The 19,684-nt window shown below is 63.6% G+C and carries 12 protein-coding genes, 3 rRNA genes and 1 pseudogene; 9 read left to right on the top strand and 7 right to left on the bottom strand.

All coding sequences use genetic code 11. From position 1 onward, the window contains the following. Window positions 1–28: 28 nt before the first annotated feature. From MRAB57_RS17445 to MRAB57_RS17425, 5 genes are all read left to right on the top strand, one after another. Window positions 29–1,636 (top strand): adenylate/guanylate cyclase domain-containing protein, encoded by a 1,608-nt coding sequence (locus MRAB57_RS17445; protein ID WP_077088459.1) that lies wholly within the window; start codon window positions 29–31, stop codon window positions 1,634–1,636. A gap of 396 nt (window positions 1,637–2,032) precedes the next feature. Further along, on the top strand, window positions 2,033–3,427 hold the full coding sequence (locus tag MRAB57_RS17440; RefSeq protein WP_077088458.1) for a condensation domain-containing protein: 1,395 nt from the start codon (window positions 2,033–2,035) through the stop codon (window positions 3,425–3,427). A gap of 7 nt (window positions 3,428–3,434) precedes the next feature. Next, window positions 3,435–5,069, top strand: a complete 1,635-nt coding sequence (locus MRAB57_RS17435; RefSeq protein WP_077090659.1) for an ABC transporter permease — start codon at window positions 3,435–3,437, stop codon at window positions 5,067–5,069. After that, window positions 5,066–6,406: a hypothetical protein gene (locus tag MRAB57_RS17430; protein ID WP_077088457.1), complete on the top strand. Its 1,341-nt coding sequence runs from the start codon at window positions 5,066–5,068 to the stop codon at window positions 6,404–6,406. Before MRAB57_RS17435 ends, MRAB57_RS17430 begins: the two co-directional genes overlap by 4 nt. Next, window positions 6,406–7,656, top strand: coding sequence for a hypothetical protein (locus MRAB57_RS17425; protein ID WP_077090658.1), 1,251 nt, complete (start codon window positions 6,406–6,408; stop codon window positions 7,654–7,656). Before MRAB57_RS17430 ends, MRAB57_RS17425 begins: the two co-directional genes overlap by 1 nt. Before the next feature lie 10 nt (window positions 7,657–7,666). Here the strand turns inward: MRAB57_RS17425 and MRAB57_RS17420 are convergent, their stop codons facing one another. Further along, on the bottom strand, window positions 7,667–7,936 hold the full coding sequence (locus tag MRAB57_RS17420; protein ID WP_077088456.1) for a hypothetical protein: 270 nt from the start codon (window positions 7,934–7,936) through the stop codon (window positions 7,667–7,669). Between the two features lie 153 nt (window positions 7,937–8,089). Next, window positions 8,090–8,419 (bottom strand): hypothetical protein, encoded by a 330-nt coding sequence (locus MRAB57_RS17415; protein WP_077088455.1) that lies wholly within the window; start codon window positions 8,417–8,419, stop codon window positions 8,090–8,092. A gap of 150 nt (window positions 8,420–8,569) precedes the next feature. Here MRAB57_RS17415 and MRAB57_RS17410 point away from each other — a divergent pair, with 150 nt between their 5' ends. Further along, entirely contained in the window at window positions 8,570–9,502 is a 933-nt protein-coding gene (locus MRAB57_RS17410; protein WP_077088454.1) for a TauD/TfdA dioxygenase family protein, read from the top strand. A gap of 11 nt (window positions 9,503–9,513) precedes the next feature. Here the strand turns inward: MRAB57_RS17410 and MRAB57_RS17405 are convergent, their stop codons facing one another. Then, window positions 9,514–10,377: an acyl-CoA thioesterase gene (locus MRAB57_RS17405; RefSeq protein WP_083743442.1), complete on the bottom strand. Its 864-nt coding sequence runs from the start codon at window positions 10,375–10,377 to the stop codon at window positions 9,514–9,516. A gap of 141 nt (window positions 10,378–10,518) precedes the next feature. Here MRAB57_RS17405 and MRAB57_RS17400 point away from each other — a divergent pair, with 141 nt between their 5' ends. Next, window positions 10,519–11,550 (top strand): fused (3R)-hydroxyacyl-ACP dehydratase subunits HadA/HadB, encoded by a 1,032-nt coding sequence (locus tag MRAB57_RS17400; protein ID WP_077088453.1) that lies wholly within the window; start codon window positions 10,519–10,521, stop codon window positions 11,548–11,550. A gap of 9 nt (window positions 11,551–11,559) precedes the next feature. Here MRAB57_RS17400 and MRAB57_RS17395 read toward each other — a convergent pair. After that, window positions 11,560–12,282 (bottom strand): annotated as a pseudogene (locus MRAB57_RS17395) (emopamil-binding protein). 209 nt (window positions 12,283–12,491) lie between these two features. Here MRAB57_RS17395 and MRAB57_RS17390 point away from each other — a divergent pair. Both MRAB57_RS17390 and MRAB57_RS17385 read left to right on the top strand, forming a co-directional pair. Continuing rightward, window positions 12,492–13,979 carry a DNA-3-methyladenine glycosylase 2 family protein gene (locus MRAB57_RS17390; RefSeq protein WP_077088452.1) on the top strand — a complete coding sequence of 496 codons (1,488 nt, stop codon included), beginning with the start codon at window positions 12,492–12,494 and terminating at the stop codon, window positions 13,977–13,979. Then, entirely contained in the window at window positions 13,976–14,467 is a 492-nt protein-coding gene (locus MRAB57_RS17385; RefSeq protein ID WP_077088451.1) for a methylated-DNA--[protein]-cysteine S-methyltransferase, read from the top strand. The genes MRAB57_RS17390 and MRAB57_RS17385 overlap by 4 nt, the downstream gene beginning before the upstream one ends. Before the next feature lie 46 nt (window positions 14,468–14,513). On the opposite strand, the gene rrf is transcribed toward MRAB57_RS17385, so the two are convergent. The 3 genes from rrf to MRAB57_RS17370 all read right to left on the bottom strand — a co-directional run bounded on the left by rrf (window position 14,514) and on the right by MRAB57_RS17370 (window position 19,595). After that, a 5S ribosomal RNA gene (rrf, locus tag MRAB57_RS17380) occupies window positions 14,514–14,626 on the bottom strand. Between the two features lie 90 nt (window positions 14,627–14,716). After that, window positions 14,717–17,803, bottom strand: a 23S ribosomal RNA gene (locus MRAB57_RS17375). A 273-nt stretch (window positions 17,804–18,076) separates the two neighbouring features. After that, window positions 18,077–19,595: ribosomal RNA gene (locus tag MRAB57_RS17370) — 16S ribosomal RNA — on the bottom strand. The 16S, 23S and 5S rRNA genes sit together here, the layout of an rRNA operon. Window positions 19,596–19,684 lie beyond the last annotated feature (89 nt).

Here is a 19,684-nt window from a genome sequence, read left to right as displayed (position 1 = left end):
GCACCCGACAAATTAGGCTGACGCCACCATGTCGGCGAACAGGACCTTGGCGCAACGCTTGGGCCGGGTGCTCGAGACGGTAACCCGTCAGAGCGGCCGGCTCCAGGAGACGCCCGCCTACGGTTCCCTGCTGCTGGGGCGGGTCAGCGAGAGCCAGGCCCGCCGCCGGGTACGCATTCAGCTCATTTTGACCGTCTTCATCCTGGCGACGAACCTGATCGGGATCGGCGTGGCCGTCCTGCTGCTGGCCGTCGCGCTGCCCTCACCCAGCATCTTCAGCGACGCGCCGGCGTGGATCACCTTCGCCGTCGCGCCCGGATACGTAGCGGTCGCGCTGGCGCTCGGGGCCTACGGGATCACCCGCCGGACCATGACCGCACTGCGGTGGGCCATCGAAGAGCGCAAGCCGACCCTGGAAGACGAACGCCACACCTTCCTGGCGCCGTTCTGGCTGGCGCTCGGGGTGCTGGTCCTGTGGGGCGTCGGGGCGGCGCTGCTGACCACGCTCTACGGACTGACGAACAAGCTGTTCATCCCGATCGTGGGTTTCTCGGTGAGCTTCTGCGGCATCTTGGTGGCAACCGCGTCCTACCTGTTCGCCGAGTTCGCACTGCGGCCGGTGGCCGCCCAGGCCCTCGAGGCCGGCCAAGCGCCGCGGCGGCTGGCACCGGGCATCATGGGCCGGACCCTCACGGTCTGGCTGCTCGGGTCCGGCGTGCCGGTCCTCGGGATCATCGTCACCGCGCTGCTGGGCGGCGTGCTGCTCGACAACCTCAGCAAGACGCAACTGGCGGTCGCCGTCTTGGTGATATCCACTGCCGCACTGATCTTCGGCTTCGTGCTGATGTGGATCCTGTCCTGGCTGACCGCGACACCCGTCCGGGTGGTCCGTGCGGCGCTCAGGCGTGTCGAGAAGGGCGATTTGCGGGGCGACCTCGTCGTGTTCGACGGCACAGAGCTCGGCGAGCTGCAGCGCGGATTCAACGCGATGGTCGACGGCCTGCGCGAACGCGAGCGGGTGCGCGATCTCTTCGGTCGGCATGTCGGGCGCGAAGTCGCCCTGGCCGCCGAGCGTGAGCGCCCGAAACTGGGTGGGGAAGAACGGCATGTCGCCGTCGTGTTCATCGACATCATCGGCAGCACGCAGCTGGTGACGAGCCAACGGCCGGTCGATGTGGTGGGAGTACTCAACCGGTTTTTCGCGATCGTCGTCGAAGAGGTCGATCGACACCACGGGCTGGTCAACAAGTTCGAAGGCGACGCGTCGCTGGCGATCTTCGGCGCCCCGAATCGCCTGGACTGCCCCGAAGACGAAGCGCTGGCCGCCGCGCGCGCCATCTGCCACCGCATGGCCGACGAGATGCCCGAACTAACGGCCGGCATCGGCGTTTCCGCCGGGCAGGTGGTGGCCGGCAACGTCGGCGCCAAGGAACGATTTGAGTACACCGTCATCGGCGAGCCGGTCAACGAGGCGGCGAGGCTGTGCGAATTAGCCAAGTCGCACCCGGGCCGAATGCTGGCGACCGAGGACGTGGTGCGGGGAGCAAGCGAAAACGAGCGTGCCCGTTGGTCTTTGGGCGATACCGTGACGCTCCGCGGGCACGACCACCCCACCCGGCTTGCTTCGCTGGCGTAACGCGAGCACGCGAAATCTTTTCCCCATGACGAGGTTTCCCGATCTTTCGGCATTCTCGTCATCGCGGCGTCGCAGCGCTCAACGAGCGCGCACGCCGCGAGTCGGATAGTGTCATCGGCGTTCCTGGCAGAGTTCTGTGGTTTTGGGGGGAATTTTTTGATTCACCGCGCGAATTCGATGAGCGATTTAGGCTGTGGGACAGCGTGGACGACGTCCCTCAAACCACGGTGAGCATAAAGTTTCGTGCGCATTACCCGATGCAGTTAGCGCTGCGGCACTTCCTCGGATCTGCGTAACAAGACTTCCCTCGGCGCTCAACGTCATCGTGCGACTCATGCGCGGCGACGTTAATGTCTTCCGGACCGGCGTCGCGAGCGGACGAACGAAAGGGGGCGCATGTTTCTGGGGACGGTTGACGACTGGACAGCCGAGGGCACCGTCGTGTCCTGGTATCCCACGGCGAGCACGCATGCCTCCGCGGCCGAAGCGCTGGCCCACCCGGCGCCGGTGAGCCATCAGCAATCTCAGCATCTTCGTTATTACCGGCGCCAGGTCAGCCGCGGCCGCGATATCCCGCGGCTATGCATTGGCGCCTGGGAGATCGACGGCATTTGCGATATCCCCGCAATGACGCACGCCCTGAACACTCATCTGCGGCGGCACGACACATATCACGACCGGTTTGAATTCGGCGGCGACGAAGAAATCCTTCGCTATGTCATCGCCGAACCGGAGAAGATCACCGTGTCGCCAAAGGATCTGGGAAGGATGACCCCTTCCCAGATCCGCAAACTTATTCTGGATACGCCCGATCCCCTGCAATGGGACTGCTTTACCTTCGGGATCATTCAGGGGACCGACCAGTTCACCGTCTATATCGCCATCGACCACTTACGCGCCGATGGCATGTCGGCCGGGGTGATATTCCTCGACATCCAGACGATGTACTTCACCTCGCTGCAAAAGGCGCCGAGCGCACTCACGCCGGCGCCCAGCCATCGCGAATACAGCGCGAATCAGCGCTCCTACATCCGCAGCCTCACCGATGAGTCACCCGAGATCCGTTCGTGGCAGGCATTTCTCGTGGCGAACAACGGTTCCCTACCGAGATTTCCATTGGAACTGGGCGATGCGGCAGCCGATACACCCGGAGCCATCGACGTCTTCGACTTGATCGATGACGAGCAGGGTCGACGGTTCGAAGCCGCGTGCCGCGCCGCGGGAGCGCGCTTCAGCGGCGGTGTTTTCGCCTGCGCGGCCCTGGCTGAGCATCGATTGACCGGCGCCGCAACCTATTTCGGGCTCACCCCGTTCGACAACCGTCGAGATCTCGCCCACGCCACCGCGGTCGGCTGGCTGGCCAGCTTCGTGCCGCTGACGATTCCGACCGCCGGTGCGTCGTTCGACGAGGCGGCCAGCGCCGCCCAGGCGTCCTTCGACGCGAACACCACCCTCGGCGCGGTGCCGTACTACCACCTGCTCGAGACGCCGTACGATTCGTTGGGCCCCATCGAAGTTCCGGACCGTCCCGTCCCGATGCTGTCTTACATCGACATCCGCAAGCTGCCGTTCGGTCACAGCTTTGACGGCCTGCGGGCGGGCGTCTGGGGCGACAACCGGCTGTCGGAAACGGTGTGCATGTGGGTCAACCGCATGCACGAGAGAACGCAATTGGTGGTCGCGTACCCCGGAACGGACGTCGCCCGCAGATCCGTGCGACGCTACGTCGAGGCGATGCGTGCCGAGTTCACCCGGGTGTCTGATGCAATCCCGTCCCTCTGTAGCCCATAGCCCTTCGCTGCAAGCGCTCGCCGCACTGACCCTGCGCACGATATCGGGCGCCCGGCGCGACGCCGACTTGTTGTTTGCGGTCCTGGCACCCGTGGGCTGCTTCCTGGGCTTCACGTTGGTTCTCGGTTCCCTCATCGACACCGGACGGATGACGTATACGCAGTACGTCCTTCCGGTGGTCATCGTCCAGGCCATGCTGTTCGGTGCGATGACGACCGCCGACCGGGCGGCCCGGGATAGGTTGTCCGGCTTGGGGTTTCGCTTTCGCACCCTGCCGATTCCGGCAATTGTGCCGCTGGCCGCGCGGATGCTTTACTGCCTGCTGCGCGCCACGATCGCGCTGATCGCCAGTATCGCGATCGGCTGCGTGTTCGGCTTCCGCATGGCCGGCACCCCGGGCGATGCGGTCCTGTTTGCGCTCATCGTGATGGCGTTCGCGATGGCGGTGTGCCTCGGGGCCGACGCTCTGGGCTCCCGCGTGGGCTCCGTCGAGTCGTCCAGCCAACTGCTACTGCTACCCCAATTGCTGCTTGTCCTGCTGTCCACCGGTATCGCGCCGGCGGACTCATTTCCGCGGTGGCTGGGCGGGTTCGTTCGCTACCAGCCGGTGTCGCAGGTCACCGAGACGCTGCGGCAGCTTGCCGCCGGTCACGCCACGGCCACCGGCCTGACGGTGACGTGGGCGTGGTGCCTCGCGTTGCAGACGCTGTTCGGTGTGCTCGCGGTGCGGATGCAACGCCGTCATGGCGCAGGGCTTTCGGGCGCGTCCCGGCCCACCGGTGCGGCCTCCGCTGCCGAACAGACCTGCGCCGCTCCGGTGCTAACGGCGAATATGGATGCGGGGAAAGGAATTTCGGCCCGGGCATCGCTGGTGGCATTCGTCACGCAAAGCGGCCTGGAGGCGGGGCGGCTGCTGCGCCGCTGGCGACGCGACCCGATTGTCGCGGTGCAAGCGTTGTTGTTTCCCACCCTGCTCCTCATCGTCTACAAATTGCTGATCGGCAAGGCGGTGCTGGCCGTCACCGGGCACGACAGCCTGTACGGCTTGGTGCCGATGTGTGCGGTCGTCGGCGCCATTTTCGGAACCCTCGGCGCCGGCCTGGCATTGCCTGCGGAGCGCGAGTCCGGCCTGCTGGCTCGGCTGTGGGTACAGCCGGTTCACCGCGCCAGCGCCCTGGCGGGCCGACTGATCGCCGAGGTCGCCCGCGCCACCGTGTCCGCGATAGTGCTCACGATCTTCGGGATCGCTTTGGGTCTGCGATTCACCTACGGCTGGATCGGGGTGCCGGCCTTTGTACTACTGCCGGTGGCGATTTCGGCCGGAATGGCCACGGTGGTGATCGCGATCGCGACTCGCGCGGACGGCAAGGCGATGGTGACCTGGCTGGGCGCGGGCTGCATCGTGCTGCTGTTCCTCAATACCGGCGTCGCGCCGGCCGAGGTGTTTCCGGGCTGGCTGCAACCGGTGGTGCGCTTCCAGCCGATCTCACCGACCATCGAGGCGATGCGCGCGCTCGCGGCGGGCGGACCGGTGCTCGGGCCGCTCTGGCAGGCGGCCCTGTGGGCCGGCGCCCTCGTCGCGGTGTTCGCGCCGGTGGCGGTGCGCGGATATCGCGCGGCGGCCGAAGTGGGCGGCCAGTGACGCGGCTGGGACTGCTGGACCAGGCCGCCTTCCTGCGACTGCGTGCCACCGGTCAAGGCAGCACGGTGCAATGCACGTGGGTCTACGACCGCGGCGTCAACCTCGACGATTTGCAAACCTTCAGAGACAATCTCGGCGCCGGCCTGCTCGGGCGCCGCATCGAGCGCTCGCCGGTGCCCTTCGGCCGTCATCGCTGGGTGCTCGACGGCCACTCGCCGGACATCGCGCACGAACCGCGGCAGCCGCGAGGCGAGATCGGCGCATGGATCGAACGGCGCTCACAGGTGCCCGTCGACCCCGAGCACGGCCCGACGTTTCACCTCGGCCTGCTGCCATTGGACGACGGCGGCACCGCGGTCACCCTGGTGGCATCGCACTGCGTCACCGATGGACGCGCCCTGGCACTGGCCATGGCCGAGGCGGCCAATGGGCAAGAACGCAATCTTGGCTATTCGCAGGCCAATTCACGCGGCCGCTGGCAAGCGGTGCGCGAAGACCTCGTCGACGCCATACTCACCCTGCCGGCGGCTCTGCGAGCCCTGGTCGCGACCCTGGTGATATTGCTCAGGGTCTCGTCGGCTCGCCAGCGACAGCCACCGGCACCAGCGTCCGAGGCCCCCAACGCCATTGGCCAGGACCAGCACACGTTCTCGTCGGTGACGGTCTACACCGACCCCGCGGCATGGGAAGCGCGTGCGCGCGGCCTGAACGGAAGCAGCAACGCGCTATTCGTCGCGTTCGCCGCCCGCCTGGCGCACCGAATGGGCAGGGTGCTTCCCGACGGAAACTCCGTGACGGTCGTGCTGCCGGTCAGCGACCGCAGCGCCGACGACGACCGCGCCAACGCGCTGACCTCGATCACGCTCACCGTCGACGGCCAGGCGGTGGCCAACGACCTCAGCGGCGTGCGCGCCGACATCAAGCGGCTGCTGACGTCCCAGGAGCAACAGCCCAACGAAATGCTCGCCGGGCTGCCACTCATCCCGTTCACGCCACAATGGCTGGTCCGGCGCGCCGAGGGCATCGCCATGTCGACCGCGGAGCTGCCGGTGGGCTGCTCCAACCTCGGAACCCTCGACCCCGCCATCGGCCGCATCGACGGCACGGATGCGACCGAGGTCTCGATGCGGCTAGCCGAGCAGGGCATCACGCCGTCCCGCATCGAACAGGCGTACGGCCAATTGTTCTGCGGCACTGCGACGATCAATGAAAACCGCTTTCTCACCGTCGTCTCGTACCAGAGCGGCGTGGGCACCACCGTCACGCGCGAGCTCGCGTGCGACGCCCTGGCCGACCTGCAGCTGTCCGCGACCACCGGCTACGAGTGCCGGGCCTGATGGTCACCCTGGGCATCGAGGCGAACGACCCTGCGCGCAGGCTTCTTTACGCGGGCATCGCCGCCGCGGTTGCGGCCTGGACCGCCATCGTGTTGTGGTTCGCGATCAAGATCCTTCCGCTCGACGTGTACTGGATGTCGTATTACTCCGCCGACTACACACACGGCTTCGTCCGTCGCGGCCTGGCCGGTGAGCTGGCCGAGTTAATCCCCGGACACTATTTCGCGGCCGCGTTCGGGCTGCGGTGGCTGACGACCATCGTCTACCTATGCGGCCTCGCCGCCGTCACGGGAGTGGTGCTCTTCAGCCGCCACCGGTCCGAGCGCAGGCTCATGGTCGCAATGGTGATCCCGTTGCTGCCGTTCGGCGTTCCGTTCGCGGCATTGTCCGCTCGGCCGGACCTGTTCGGCGCGGCGGCCCTGGCGTTATTCGGCTCGGCGTTGGCGTTCACCCGTTCGGGGACCGTCGCCACCGGGTGGTGTGCGGCCTACGGCGCCGCGATCGCGGTGTTGACGCTCGTGCACGAGGCGATAGGGCTGCAGTTCGCGTTGGGCGCCGTGCTGGCGATCATCGTCCTCGGCGGCGCACCGGAAGCCTCGCGGCGCGTCGGCCTGCTGTTGGCCGTGCTACCCGGGGTCGTCACCACGTCCGTCGTCGCGGTGTTCGGCCGCCACGACGTCGCCGCTGCGCTGTGTGCCGCGGTTCCGCATCACCCGATGCCCAACCCGTTGGCCACGGTAATCTCGCCGGCGACGCTGTGGCACTACGTGATTGAGGGGCGGCCAAGTCAAACCGACTATCACGACTGGGTCTGCCGCAACGTAATGCCGAGTTACGACAACGGAATCGTGGACGCTATCCGCACCGTCGGCCACGTCGGGTTTCTCGGCCTCTCGGTATCCTTGATCTTCGGGGCCGCCGCCGTCGCGGCGACGATGTACGGGCTCAGTGGGCTATCGGGTGTCCCGCTGCGCGCGTTCGCCGAGGCGCTGCGGGGCCGGATGGCCTGGGTAGCCTTCGGGTTGCTGCTGCTCGTCCCGGTTTTCCTGACCGGGTTCGACTGGACCCGGTGGCTGACGATCGCGGGGTTCGATGCCGCGATCGTGTTCCTTCTGTTTGCGGCGCGCAGACCGGAGATCGAGCGGCCACCCACGCGAAAAACGTTGCGGCTGTTCGCTCTTCTGGCCGTCGCCTTCGCGCTGATCCCGGTTGGTGCGGTTCCCGGGTTCGGCGGACCGCGGTTGGTCTAGCCGACCGCCGCTACAGTCGAAACATCTCGCGCGACATCGCGGCATCCTCGAGGAAGACCTCGCGACGCGGATGGCGATACTCCTGCTTCGGTGCGCGGTGCCGCGTGCCGGTCTGCATCCGGGTACGCGTGGCCTCGATGACGGCGGAAATCCAGTCCTGGACCCGGTGCCCAACAGTTCTGCGCGGCAACGGAAATACCGAGCCAGCGCCAGCGTGTGCGGTGTGGGTTGCCCGGAGGAACCCGACCCCGTACCGTCCCATCGCTCCGATGTCAGCCATCGGATCGCGCCTCGTGTCGTGTCATACCTAAAAACTACGAAGCCGACGGGCCACGCACATCGGGCCGGAGTTCGATCTTGATCTACGACCGTGGTAGGAGACCGGCTACGCCCTACGGCTGACACGGGCGTCACTTCGCCGCCGAACGCAGCCCTACCCGAGCTGTACGGTGACCTTCACTCGGCCCTTCGCATCGCGAGTGGCGGTCGCGTGCCCGGTGCGGTCGGCACCCCGAAAATTCAGCAACGTGAGCTCGGAGCCGCTGCCCAGAAAGTTTCGCCACCAGGTCTTGCCATTCGGGCCCGCCACGTTGATCGTGACGACGTTGCCGCGCCCGAGATAGCCGACCGGTATCTCGATGGTGTTCCCGGAGCGCCGGCCCGTATAGCGCACGACAACGAGCCCCTGTCCGACCAGACGCCCCAGCACGGGCGCGTTGATCAGGCTGACCGCAAACCGGTTGATGACGGATCCCGCAGACATGCGAGCCACGCTAGTGGCGGGCGTTCGGCGGGGCCAGTTCGCAGCCCGATCGGCAAGGTTTTCGCTGCTCAGCTCGGCGGCCAAGATGGTCTGGTGGCGGCGGCCGCCCGAGGTGTATACAGTTGACTACACGTAGCTAGAGGAGGCATCATGGGCAGCGACTTTCGTGTGGTGAAGCTGGGCGAGAATATCGGGGCTCGCATCGACGGCGTGCAGCTCGGCGCGCTCGACGCCGAAACCGCGGCGGCCGTCAATCAAGCGCTCCTGACGCACAAGGTGGTGTTCTTCCGCGGGCAGCACCACCTGGACGACGACGCCCACCACGCCTTCGCGGAAAGCCTCGGCGTGCCCACCACCCCGCATCCGACCTTGAAGTTCGAGGGCAGCCGGGTCATGCGGCTGGAGTCCGTCGGAGGGGGCGGCGCCAACCAGTGGCACACCGACGTGACCTTCGTCGATCGACCACCGAAAGCCTCGATCCTTCGCGCCGTCGAACTGCCGCCCTATGGCGGCACCACCACCTGGGCCTCGACCGTCGCCGCCTACCGCCAGCTCCCCCGGCCGCTGCAGAACCTCGCGGAAGACCTGTGGGCCATGCACAACAACGCGTTCGACTACGCCCAGGCCGACCCCGCCAAGTTGGCTGCGGCGCAAGCCAATCCCGAAGCGCTGCAGAAATACGCGGCCGAATTCCAGTCCACCCATTACGAAACGCATCACCCGGTGGTGCGCGTGCACCCAGAAACCAGCGAAAAGGCGCTGCTGCTAGGCTCTTTCGTCAAGTCCGTCCTCGGGCTAAACGGCGCCGAGTCGCAGGCGCTGTACCGGATCTTCCAGGACCGCATCACCTGGCTGGAAAACACGATTCGATGGAACTGGGAACTCGGCGACGTCGCGATGTGGGACAACCGCGCCACCCAGCACTACGCCGTGTCCGACTACGGCGATCAGCCGCGCCGCATGCACCGCATCACGCTGGCCGGCGACATTCCCGTCAGCGTCCGCGGCGAACGCAGCCGGGCCATCCAGGGTGACGCCAGCGAGTATTCGGTGATCGACACACCGAAAACGCTTGTCGCATAACGAATCTCAAATCAGGCGGTGGTCGAACCTCGGCCGAAGTAGAGCTCCTGGGTCGCGATGCACACGAGCTCGCCCGTGCGGTTGTACATCGTCGACGTCGTCAGCCCCCGGCCGGCGACGCCGCTGGACGAAATCTGGTCAGACAGCACCCAGTCCGCCAGGTCGACCGGACGGTGAAACCACAGTGCATGGTCGATGAGTGCATTAAAGGTGCTCACCGGCGTGGCCCGCCGCATGACCAGTGCGGGCTCGACCATCGTGATACCGGACAGATAGGTCAGCAGGCAATCGTGCAGCACCTCGTTGTCCGCGACGACACCGTTGGGCCGCCACCACATTCGCAACCGCGGCGACGCTTCGGCGAGGTCGACGGCAACCCGCGGTGGGGCATCGACGTAGCGCAGGTCGAAGGGTCGCGGCTCGACCCAAAAGCCGTCCAACTCGCCGGCGTAGGCCGCCAGCTGCTCCTGCACCGGCGGAAGCGACTCCGGATCGGCGACATCGGGCATCGGTTGCTGGTAGTCGAGCGAGCCGAACGGCTCGTTGAAGGACGCGAGGGCCTCGAGCAGGATCTGGCCGTCCTGGAGGGCCGTGATCTTGCGGGTGGAGAGCGCACCGCCGTCGCGGGCCACGTCGACATGCAAGTCGACCGGGTTACGGGCATCGCCGGCGCGCAGGTAATAGACATGAACGCTGTGGGGTCGGCGGCCCGGCGCAGTCAGGCTTGCCGCCATCAGGGCCTGGGCGGCGATGTGGCCGCCGGCGATGTGGTGGCTCCCATTGTCCAACTGCGTGGCGACGAAGTGGTGGTCGTCGACCCGGCTGACGTCGAGCGTGGCGATGACGTCGGCCAATGTCGGCCAGCGGAAACTCACTCGGGCAATCCTTTCGTTGCCGGCGAGCGGTTCGGCAAGCGGCAGGACGAAGTGTATCGGCGCGCGTTGCCGCAGGGTCGGCGCGTTAGTGTGTTCCGATCGGCCTCCGTGAACAGGCCGGGAGAAAAGTTGGGCAAATCGATGACCGCAGCACCAGAGACGTCGGCGCTCGAAGCGCGGGTCGGCCACCACTATCAGATGGACAACACCTACCTGGTCGGCCGCGAGAAGGTGCGCGAGTACGCCCGGGCGGTGCAGGACTATCACCCCGCCCACTGGGACGTCGCCGCCGCCGCCGAGCTGGGCTATTCGGGCCTGGTGGCGCCGCTGACCTTTACCTCGGTCCCGGGCATGACCTGTAACCGCAGGATGTTCGAGTCGGTGGTCGTCGGATACGACACCTACCTGCAGACCGAGGAAGTCTTCGAGCAACACCGGCCGATCGTGGCCGGCGACGAATTGGTCGTCGACGTCGAATTGACGTCGGTGCGCAGGACGGCCGGCAGGGATTTCATCACCGTCACCAATACCTTCACCGACACCGATGGCGAATGCGTGCACACCCTGCACACCACGGTCGTCGGCGTCACGGCCGAAGACGTCGATCCCGCGGTCAAGACGGCCGTGCCGAAGATCATGATGCACGACGTGGACATCCTCTCCGTCGGCGAATCAGAGGCCGGGTATGAGAAGACGGTGCGCCCCGAGGGCGAGGTTCGGATCGCGCGAGGAGGCGCCACCCGCACGCCGGGGACGCGGACCTTCGAGGACCTGAAGGCCGGTGACGAGCTGCCGGTGCACCATGCCCGGCTGTCCCGTGGCGACCTGGTCAACTACGCCGGGGTGGCCGGCGACGCGAATCCGATTCACTGGGACGAGAGCCTCGCCAAGCTGGCCGGGCTGCCCGATGTCATCGCCCACGGAATGCTCACGATGGGCCTGGGCGCCGGATTCGCCTCGGCCTGGTCGGGCGATCCCGGTGCGGTGACCCGCTACACGATCCGACTGTCGCAGCCCGCAATCGTGTCGGCCTCCGAGGGCGCCGACATCGAGTACAGCGGCAAGATCAAATCCCTCGACCCGGAAACCCGTAGCGGTGTCGTCCTGGTCGGCGCGAAGTCCGGCGGCCGAAAGATTTTCGGCCTGGCGACGCTGAACATGCGCTTCCGCTGACCCGTCCCGCTAGGCCGGTTCCACGAGTGCCGCGGGGTCCTGCGCGGCGGCGACCGCCGCTTGGCGGGTCAGGTGATCGACGAGGTAGTAGATCGCGTACAGCACGAAGTACGGCAACACCAGGTATGGCACATTTTCGCCAATGAACTTGAACCACAAGCCAAATGCGCCCTGACCGATGTCGGCGAAGCCCGCGCGGACCTCGGCGACGTAGTAGGCGGTCGTGCCGGTGATCAGGACGGCGACGCCGAAGAAGCTCAGCCACAGGCAACGAATCCGCGACTCGACGGGCAGGTCGCGGCGCAGCATCCGCGTCCACACGACGAAGAGCAGAATCCCGACGAGAACCGCGCCGAACTCCAGGCCGAAGATGAAGTTGTCGTCACTGCGGTAACGCGTGTCCGCCAGGCCGTACTGCCACCACAACCAGCGCCAGCCCGGATCCGCCGTCGCCGTCCAGAGGTTGAACGGATGGCCGATCAAAAACGGCAGTTCGTAGGTGAGCTGACTCCCGGCCGTCAATGGGATGTAGACCATGATCAGCTCCGCGCACAACGCCAACCGGGACCGCTGCTCCCCCGGCGCCTTCTAGAACAAGATGAACGGCAACACGATGACCGGGATCCCGAAGATCAGGTTCGCTATCACGTCGACGGTGAAACTGGGTGCCACCAGCCCAAAACCGGATGCGATCGTCATGAAGACGAACACGGCACCGACGAACGAGAACATGACGGCGAAGATCTTCAAGCGATGGGGCGCGAACGGGCGGGCCAGATCCGGATGGCTGAGCTGCACTGCAAAACCTCCGAGTAAGGGAATATCAGGTACTTGATATTAACTCCTTTAGGCGCCGGTGGGGCTAGGTCCGGACAAGAAGCTCCGACGGTCGTGTCGCTTTTCCGCCAGTCTTGTCGGTCCACGGGTGTAACTGTGGAGGCGTGCATGAGGATTTTGACCGCTGTTACCGGGCGGTGCAGTCCAAGGACGCCCGGTTCGACGGCTGGTTCGTCACCGCAGTGCTGACGACCGGCATCTACTGCCGGCCCAGCTGCCCCGTGCACCCGCCCTTCGCCCGCAATGTGCGGTTCTATCCGACCGCGGCGGCCGCCCAACGGGCCGGCTTCCGGGCATGCAAGCGGTGCCGGCCGGACGCGACGCCGGGCTCGCCGCAGTGGAACGTGCGCGGGGACGTCGTCGCGCGGACGATGCGGCTCATCGCCGACGGCACGGTCGACCGTGAGGGCGTCGGCGGCCTCGCGGCCCACCTCGGATACACCACGCGACAGCTGGAGCGGCTGCTGCAGGCCGAGGTCGGTGCCGGACCGCTGGCGCTGGCCCGCGCGCAACGCGCGCAGACCGCCCGCGTGCTGATCGAGACCACCGACCTGCCGTTCGGCGACATCGCTTTTGCCGCAGGCTTTTCCAGCATCCGGCAATTCAACGACACCGTGCGCCTGGTGTTCGAATCCACGCCCTCGTCGCTGCGCAAGCGGGCGGCCGTTCGGCGCGGATCCGACACCGCAGCACCCGGAACGGTGTGCCTGCGGCTGCCGGTTCGCATGCCCTTCGCCTACGAGGGCGTGTTCGGTCACCTGGCCGCCGGCGCCGTACCCGGTTGCGAGGAAGTCCGCGACGGCGCCTACCGACGCAGCCTGCGGCTCCCCTTCGGAAACGCCATCGTCGCGTTGACGCCCACGGTCGACCACGTCCGCTGCGTGCTGACCCTCGACGACTTCCGCGATCTCACCACCGCGACTGCCCGCTGCCGTCGGCTACTGGATCTCGACGCCGACCCCGAAGCGGTCTTGGACGCGCTGAGCCGCGACCCCGACCTCGCGCCGGTGGTGGCAAAGGCGCCGGGACAACGCATTCCGCGCACGGTCGACGAGGCGGAACTCGCGGTGCGCGCGGTGCTGGGGCAGCAGGTATCGACCAAGGCCGCGAGAACCCATGCCGGCAGGCTGGTTGCGGCCTATGGGCGACCGGTGCAAGACCCCGACGGCGCCTTGACCCGCACGTTCCCGTCGGTCGACGAGCTCGCCGAGATCGATCCCCGCCATCTGGCGGTGCCCAAGGCCCGGCAGCGGACGCTGAGCGCCCTGATCGCCGGCCTGGCCGACAAGAGCGTGATCCTGGACGCGGGCAGCGACTGGGACTGTGCGCGTTCACAATTGCTCGCGCTGCCGGGAATTGGCCCCTGGACCGCCGAGGTGATCGCGATGCGCGGGCTTGGCGATCCGGATGCGTTCCCCGCGAGCGACCTCGGCCTCCAGCTGGCCGCCAAGCGGCTGGGCCTGCCGACGCATCAGCCGGCCCTGATCGAGCGCAGCGCCCGTTGGCGGCCCTGGCGCTCGTATGCCACCCAGCACTTGTGGACCACGCTCGAGCATCCGGTCAACGATTGGCCACCACAGGAGGTCGCATGATCCAGTACCGCACCATCGACAGCCCGATCGGGCTCCTGACTCTCGCCGGGTGCGGCTCGGTGCTGTCCAATCTTCGAATGGTCGACCAGACGTATGAGCCCAGCCGTACCGACTGGTCGCCCGACCAGCAGGCTTTCGACAAAGCCGTCGAACAGCTGCGCGCGTATTTCGCCGGCGAGCTCACCGCTTTCGACCTGGACCTGGATCTACAGGGCACCGAGTTTCAGCGGCGAGTCTGGCGAGCACTGCTGACGATCCCCTACGGCGAAACCCGATCCTACGGAGAAATCGCCGCACAAATCGGGGCGCCAGGCGCCGCACGCGCGGTCGGATTGGCCAATGGCCATAATCCGATTGCGATTATCGTTCCGTGCCATCGGGTCATTGGCGCCAATGGCAGCCTGACCGGATTCGGCGGCGGGCTCGGCCGAAAGCGAACGCTGCTCGATTTAGAAAAGCAACGAGCCAATTTGACGCTATTCGACTAAATAAAAATGCAAAAACACCCCCTTTGCAGGGGGTGTTTTTGTGTATGTTCGGCGGTGTCCTACTTTTCCACCCGACTGGGCAGTATCATTGGCGCTGACAGGCTTAGCTTCCGGGTTCGGAATGGGACCGGGCGTTTCCCTGTCGCTGTGGCCGCCGTAACTCTATTTATTTTTACCATTCAAGTGTTCTGGTGGGGGGTGTGGTATTCGCGCGACTAAAAGTCACGGAAAGAACAGTGGTTGCGATGTGTTGGTAAGTTTTCGGCCGGTTAGTGCCAGTTCCCTACACCCATTACTGGGCTTCCAGGTCTGACCTATCGATCCCGTAGTCTGCGGGGGGCCTTATCCCTCTAAAAGGGTGAGAAACCTGATCTTGGAGAAGGTTTCCCGCTTAGATGCTTTCAGCGGTTATCCTTTCCGAACGTGGCTATCCAGCCGTGCCCCTGGTGGGACAACTGGTATACCAGAGGTTCGTCCGTCCCGGTCCTCTCGTACTAGGGACAGGTTTCCTCAAGTTTCTGACGCGCGCGGCGGATAGAGACCGAACTGTCTCACGACGTTCTAAACCCAGCTCGCGTGCCGCTTTAATGGGCGAACAGCCCAACCCTTGGGACCTGCTCCAGCCCCAGGATGCGACGAGCCGACATCGAGGTGCCAAACCATCCCGTCGATATGGACTCTTGGGGAAGATCAGCCTGTTATCCCCGGGGTACCTTTTATCCGTTGAGCGACACCCCTTCCACTCGGGGGTGCCGGATCACTAATCCCGACTTTCGTCCCTGCTTGACTTGTAAGTCTCGCAGTCAAGCTCCCTTGTGCATTTACACTCAACACCTGATTGCCGTCCAGGTTGAGGGAACCTTTGGGCGCCTCCGTTACATTTTAGGAGGCAACCGCCCCAGTTAAACTACCCACCAGGCACTGTCCGTGAACCGGATATACGGTTCGACGTTAGGTGTCCAATACGATCAGAGTGGTATTTCAACAATGACTCCATACAAACTGGCGTCTGTATTTCACAGTCTCCCACCTATCCTACACAAACCGTACCGAACAACAATACCAAGCTATAGTGAAGGTCCCGGGGTCTTTTCGTCCTGCCGCGCGTAACGAGCATCTTTACTCGTAGTGCAATTTCGCCGAGTCTATGGTTGAGACAGTTGAGAAGTCGTTACGCCATTCGTGCAGGTCGGAACTTACCCGACAAGGAATTTCGCTACCTTAGGATGGTTATAGTTACCACCGCCGTTTACTGGGGCTTAAATTCTCCGCTTCACCCTTACGAGTTAACGGGTCCTCTTAACCTTCCAGCACCGGGCAGGCGTCAGTCCGTATACATCGTCTTGCGACTTCGCACGGACCTGTGTTTTTAGTAAACAGTCGCTTCTCACTGGTTTCTGCGACCGGTTTCCGCTCCCAGCGCAAGGCTGTTCACGGTGTACCGGCCCCCCTTCTCCCGAAGTTACGGGGGTATTTTGCCGAGTTCCTTAACCATAGTTATCTCGTACGCCTTGGTATTCTCTACCTGACCACCTGTGTTGGTTTGGGGTACGGGCCGTATGTGAACTCGCTAGAGGCTTTTCTTGGCAGCAGAGGATCACCGAATTCGCCTCAAACGGCTATGCATCACCTCTCAGGAATATGAACGACGGATTTGCCTATCGCTCTCCCTACAGGCTTGCCCCAGTATTACCACTGACTGGTACGGCTACCTTCCTGCGTCACCCCATTGCTTGACTACTACCAATTCGGGTCCCACGCAGCCGGCAGTCCTCGCACCCCGAAGGGATTGATAGATCACCATTTGGGTGGTTAGCAGAATTGATTCATCACGGGCGCTCATACACGGGTACGGGAATATCAACCCGTTGTCCATCGACTACGCCTGTCGGCCTCGCCTTAGGTCCCGACTCACCCTGGGCGGACTGGCCTGGCCCAGGAACCCTTGGTCTTTCGGCGGGCAAGGTTCTCACTTGCCTAATCGCTACTCATGCCTGCATTCTCACTCCTCCACGCTCCACTATCGGTTACCCAACAGCTTCTCTGCAAGAAGGACGCTCCCCTACCCAACCTTGCGGTTGCCGCGACTTCGGCGGTGTGCTTGAGCCCCGCTACATTATCGGCGCACAATCACTTGACCAGTGAGCTATTACGCACTCTTTCAAGGGTGGCTGCTTCTAAGCCAACCTCCTGGTTGTCTTTGCGACTGCACATCCTTTTCCACTTAGCACACGCTTAGGGGCCTTAGTCGGCGATCTGGGCTGTTTCCCTTTCGACGTACGGAGCTTATCCCCCGCCGTCTCACTGCCACGCTATACACCACGGCATTCGGAGTTTGGCTGACGTCAGTAACCTAGTAGGGCCCATCGGCCATCCAGTAGCTCTACCTCCGTGGTGAAACACGTAACGCTGCACCTAAATGCATTTCGGGGAGAACCAGCTATCACGGAGTTTGATTGGCCTTTCACCCCTACCCACAGCTCATCCCCTCAGTCTTCAACCTAAGTGGGTTCGGGCCTCCACGCGGTCTTACCCGCGCTTCACCCTGGCCATGGGTAGATCACTCCGCTTCGGGTCCAGAACATGCCACTCAAGCGCCCTATTCAGACTCGCTTTCGCTGCGGCTACCCCACACGGGTTAACCTTGCGACATATCCCTGACTCGCAGGCTCATTCTTCAAAAGGCACGCCATCACCCCACGAGGAGGCTCTGACGGATTGTAGGCACACGGTTTCAGGTACTATTTCACTCCCCTCCCGGGGTACTTTTCACCATTCCCTCACGGTACTAATCCGCTATCGGTCATCGAGAAGTATTTAGGCTTACCGAGTGGTCTCGGCAGATTCACAGCAGATTTCACGGGCCCGCTGCTACTCGGGAGTCGATACAAGGCAGGTGACGAGTTTTCGCGTACCGGGCTCTCACCGTCTATGGCAGGCCGTCCCAGGCCATTTCCGCTAACTACGACACTTTCTAACTGCCCCTCAGCCAGGTAGAGCTGAGACATATCAATCCCACAACACCGCACACACAACCCCTACCCGGTTACACATGCGCGCGGTTTAGCCTGTTCCGCTTTCGCTCGCCACTACTAACGGAATCACAATTGTTTTCTTCTCCTACGGGTACTGAGATGTTTCACTTCCCCGCGTTACCTCCCGCACCCTATATATTCAGGTGCGGGTAACACGACATCACTCGTGCTGGGTTTCCCCATTCGGAAATCCTCGGATCAACGCTTGGTTGACAGCTCCCCGAGGCATATCGCAGCCTCCCACGTCCTTCATCGGCTCTCGATGCCAAGGCATCCACCATGTGCCCTTAAACACTTACTAACACAAAAATCATAAGAAATTACACAAATAAATACGTCACCACGAGGGCAACGCATTCATTAGATGCTCGCAACCACTATCCAATACTCAAACACCACACCCCACCACCAAGATGGAGGGACAAGCACTCGAACGCTCCGAGTGTTGTCTCAGGGCCCAATAGTGTGTCTGGCGATTGCCTGTTGTTGTGCACCCGGTTTTCGTCCACTACAGACGAGAACCCCTCACGGCTAACACCCCACCAATTGGAGTGTTTTTCGTGGTGCTCCTTAGAAAGGAGGTGATCCAGCCGCACCTTCCGGTACGGCTACCTTGTTACGACTTCGTCCCAATCGCCGATCCCACCTTCGACAGCTCCCTCCAAAAGGTTAGGCCACTGGCTTCGGGTGTTACCGACTTTCATGACGTGACGGGCGGTGTGTACAAGGCCCGGGAACGTATTCACCGCAGCGTTGCTGATCTGCGATTACTAGCGACTCCGACTTCACGGGGTCGAGTTGCAGACCCCGATCCGAACTGAGACCGGCTTTAAAAGGATTCGCTTAACCTTGCGGCATCGCAGCCCTTTGTACCGGCCATTGTAGCATGTGTGAAGCCCTGGACATAAGGGGCATGATGACTTGACGTCATCCCCACCTTCCTCCGAGTTGACCCCGGCAGTCTCTCACGAGTCCCCGGCATTACCCGCTGGCAACATAAGATAAGGGTTGCGCTCGTTGCGGGACTTAACCCAACATCTCACGACACGAGCTGACGACAGCCATGCACCACCTGCACACAGGCCACAAGGGAACTGATATCTCTACCAGCGTCCTGTGCATGTCAAACCCAGGTAAGGTTCTTCGCGTTGCATCGAATTAATCCACATGCTCCGCCGCTTGTGCGGGCCCCCGTCAATTCCTTTGAGTTTTAGCCTTGCGGCCGTACTCCCCAGGCGGGGTACTTAATGCGTTAGCTACGGCACGGATTCCAAGGAAGGAAACCCACACCTAGTACCCACCGTTTACGGCGTGGACTACCAGGGTATCTAATCCTGTTCGCTCCCCACGCTTTCGCTCCTCAGCGTCAGTTACTGCCCAGAGACCCGCCTTCGCCACCGGTGTTCCTCCTGATATCTGCGCATTCCACCGCTACACCAGGAATTCCAGTCTCCCCTGCAGTACTCCAGTCTGCCCGTATCGCCCGCACGCCGAGGGTTAAGCCCCCGGTTTTCACGAACAACGCGACAAACCACCTACGAGCTCTTTACGCCCAGTAATTCCGGACAACGCTCGCACCCTACGTATTACCGCGGCTGCTGGCACGTAGTTGGCCGGTGCTTCTTCTGCAGGTACCGTCACTTGCGCTTCGTCCCTGCTGAAAGAGGTTTACAACCCGAAGGCCGTCATCCCCCACGCGGCGTCGCTGCATCAGGCTTGCGCCCATTGTGCAATATTCCCCACTGCTGCCTCCCGTAGGAGTCTGGGCCGTATCTCAGTCCCAGTGTGGCCGGACACCCTCTCAGGCCGGCTACCCGTCGTCGCCTTGGTAGGCCGTCACCCCACCAACAAGCTGATAGGCCGCGGGCCCATCCCACACCGCAAAAGCTTTCCACCACAAAGCATGCGCTAAGTGGTCCTATTCGGTATTAGACCCAGTTTCCCAGGCTTATCCCGAAGTGCAGGGCAGATTACCCACGTGTTACTCACCCGTTCGCCACTCGAGTACCCCCGAAGGGGCCTTTCCGTTCGACTTGCATGTGTTAAGCACGCCGCCAGCGTTCGTCCTGAGCCAGGATCAAACTCTCCAAACAAAATCTCCTCGATAAACGAGGTGAATTTCAAATCAGAGAAAATCTGACCTAACAAAAAGACGCCATATAACTGGCATCAAAAAACGACC

This window comes from Mycobacterium rhizamassiliense (assembly GCF_900157375.1).
Taxonomy (GTDB): domain Bacteria; phylum Actinomycetota; class Actinomycetes; order Mycobacteriales; family Mycobacteriaceae; genus Mycobacterium; species Mycobacterium rhizamassiliense.
This window is presented reverse-complemented; position numbering and strand designations above follow the sequence as displayed.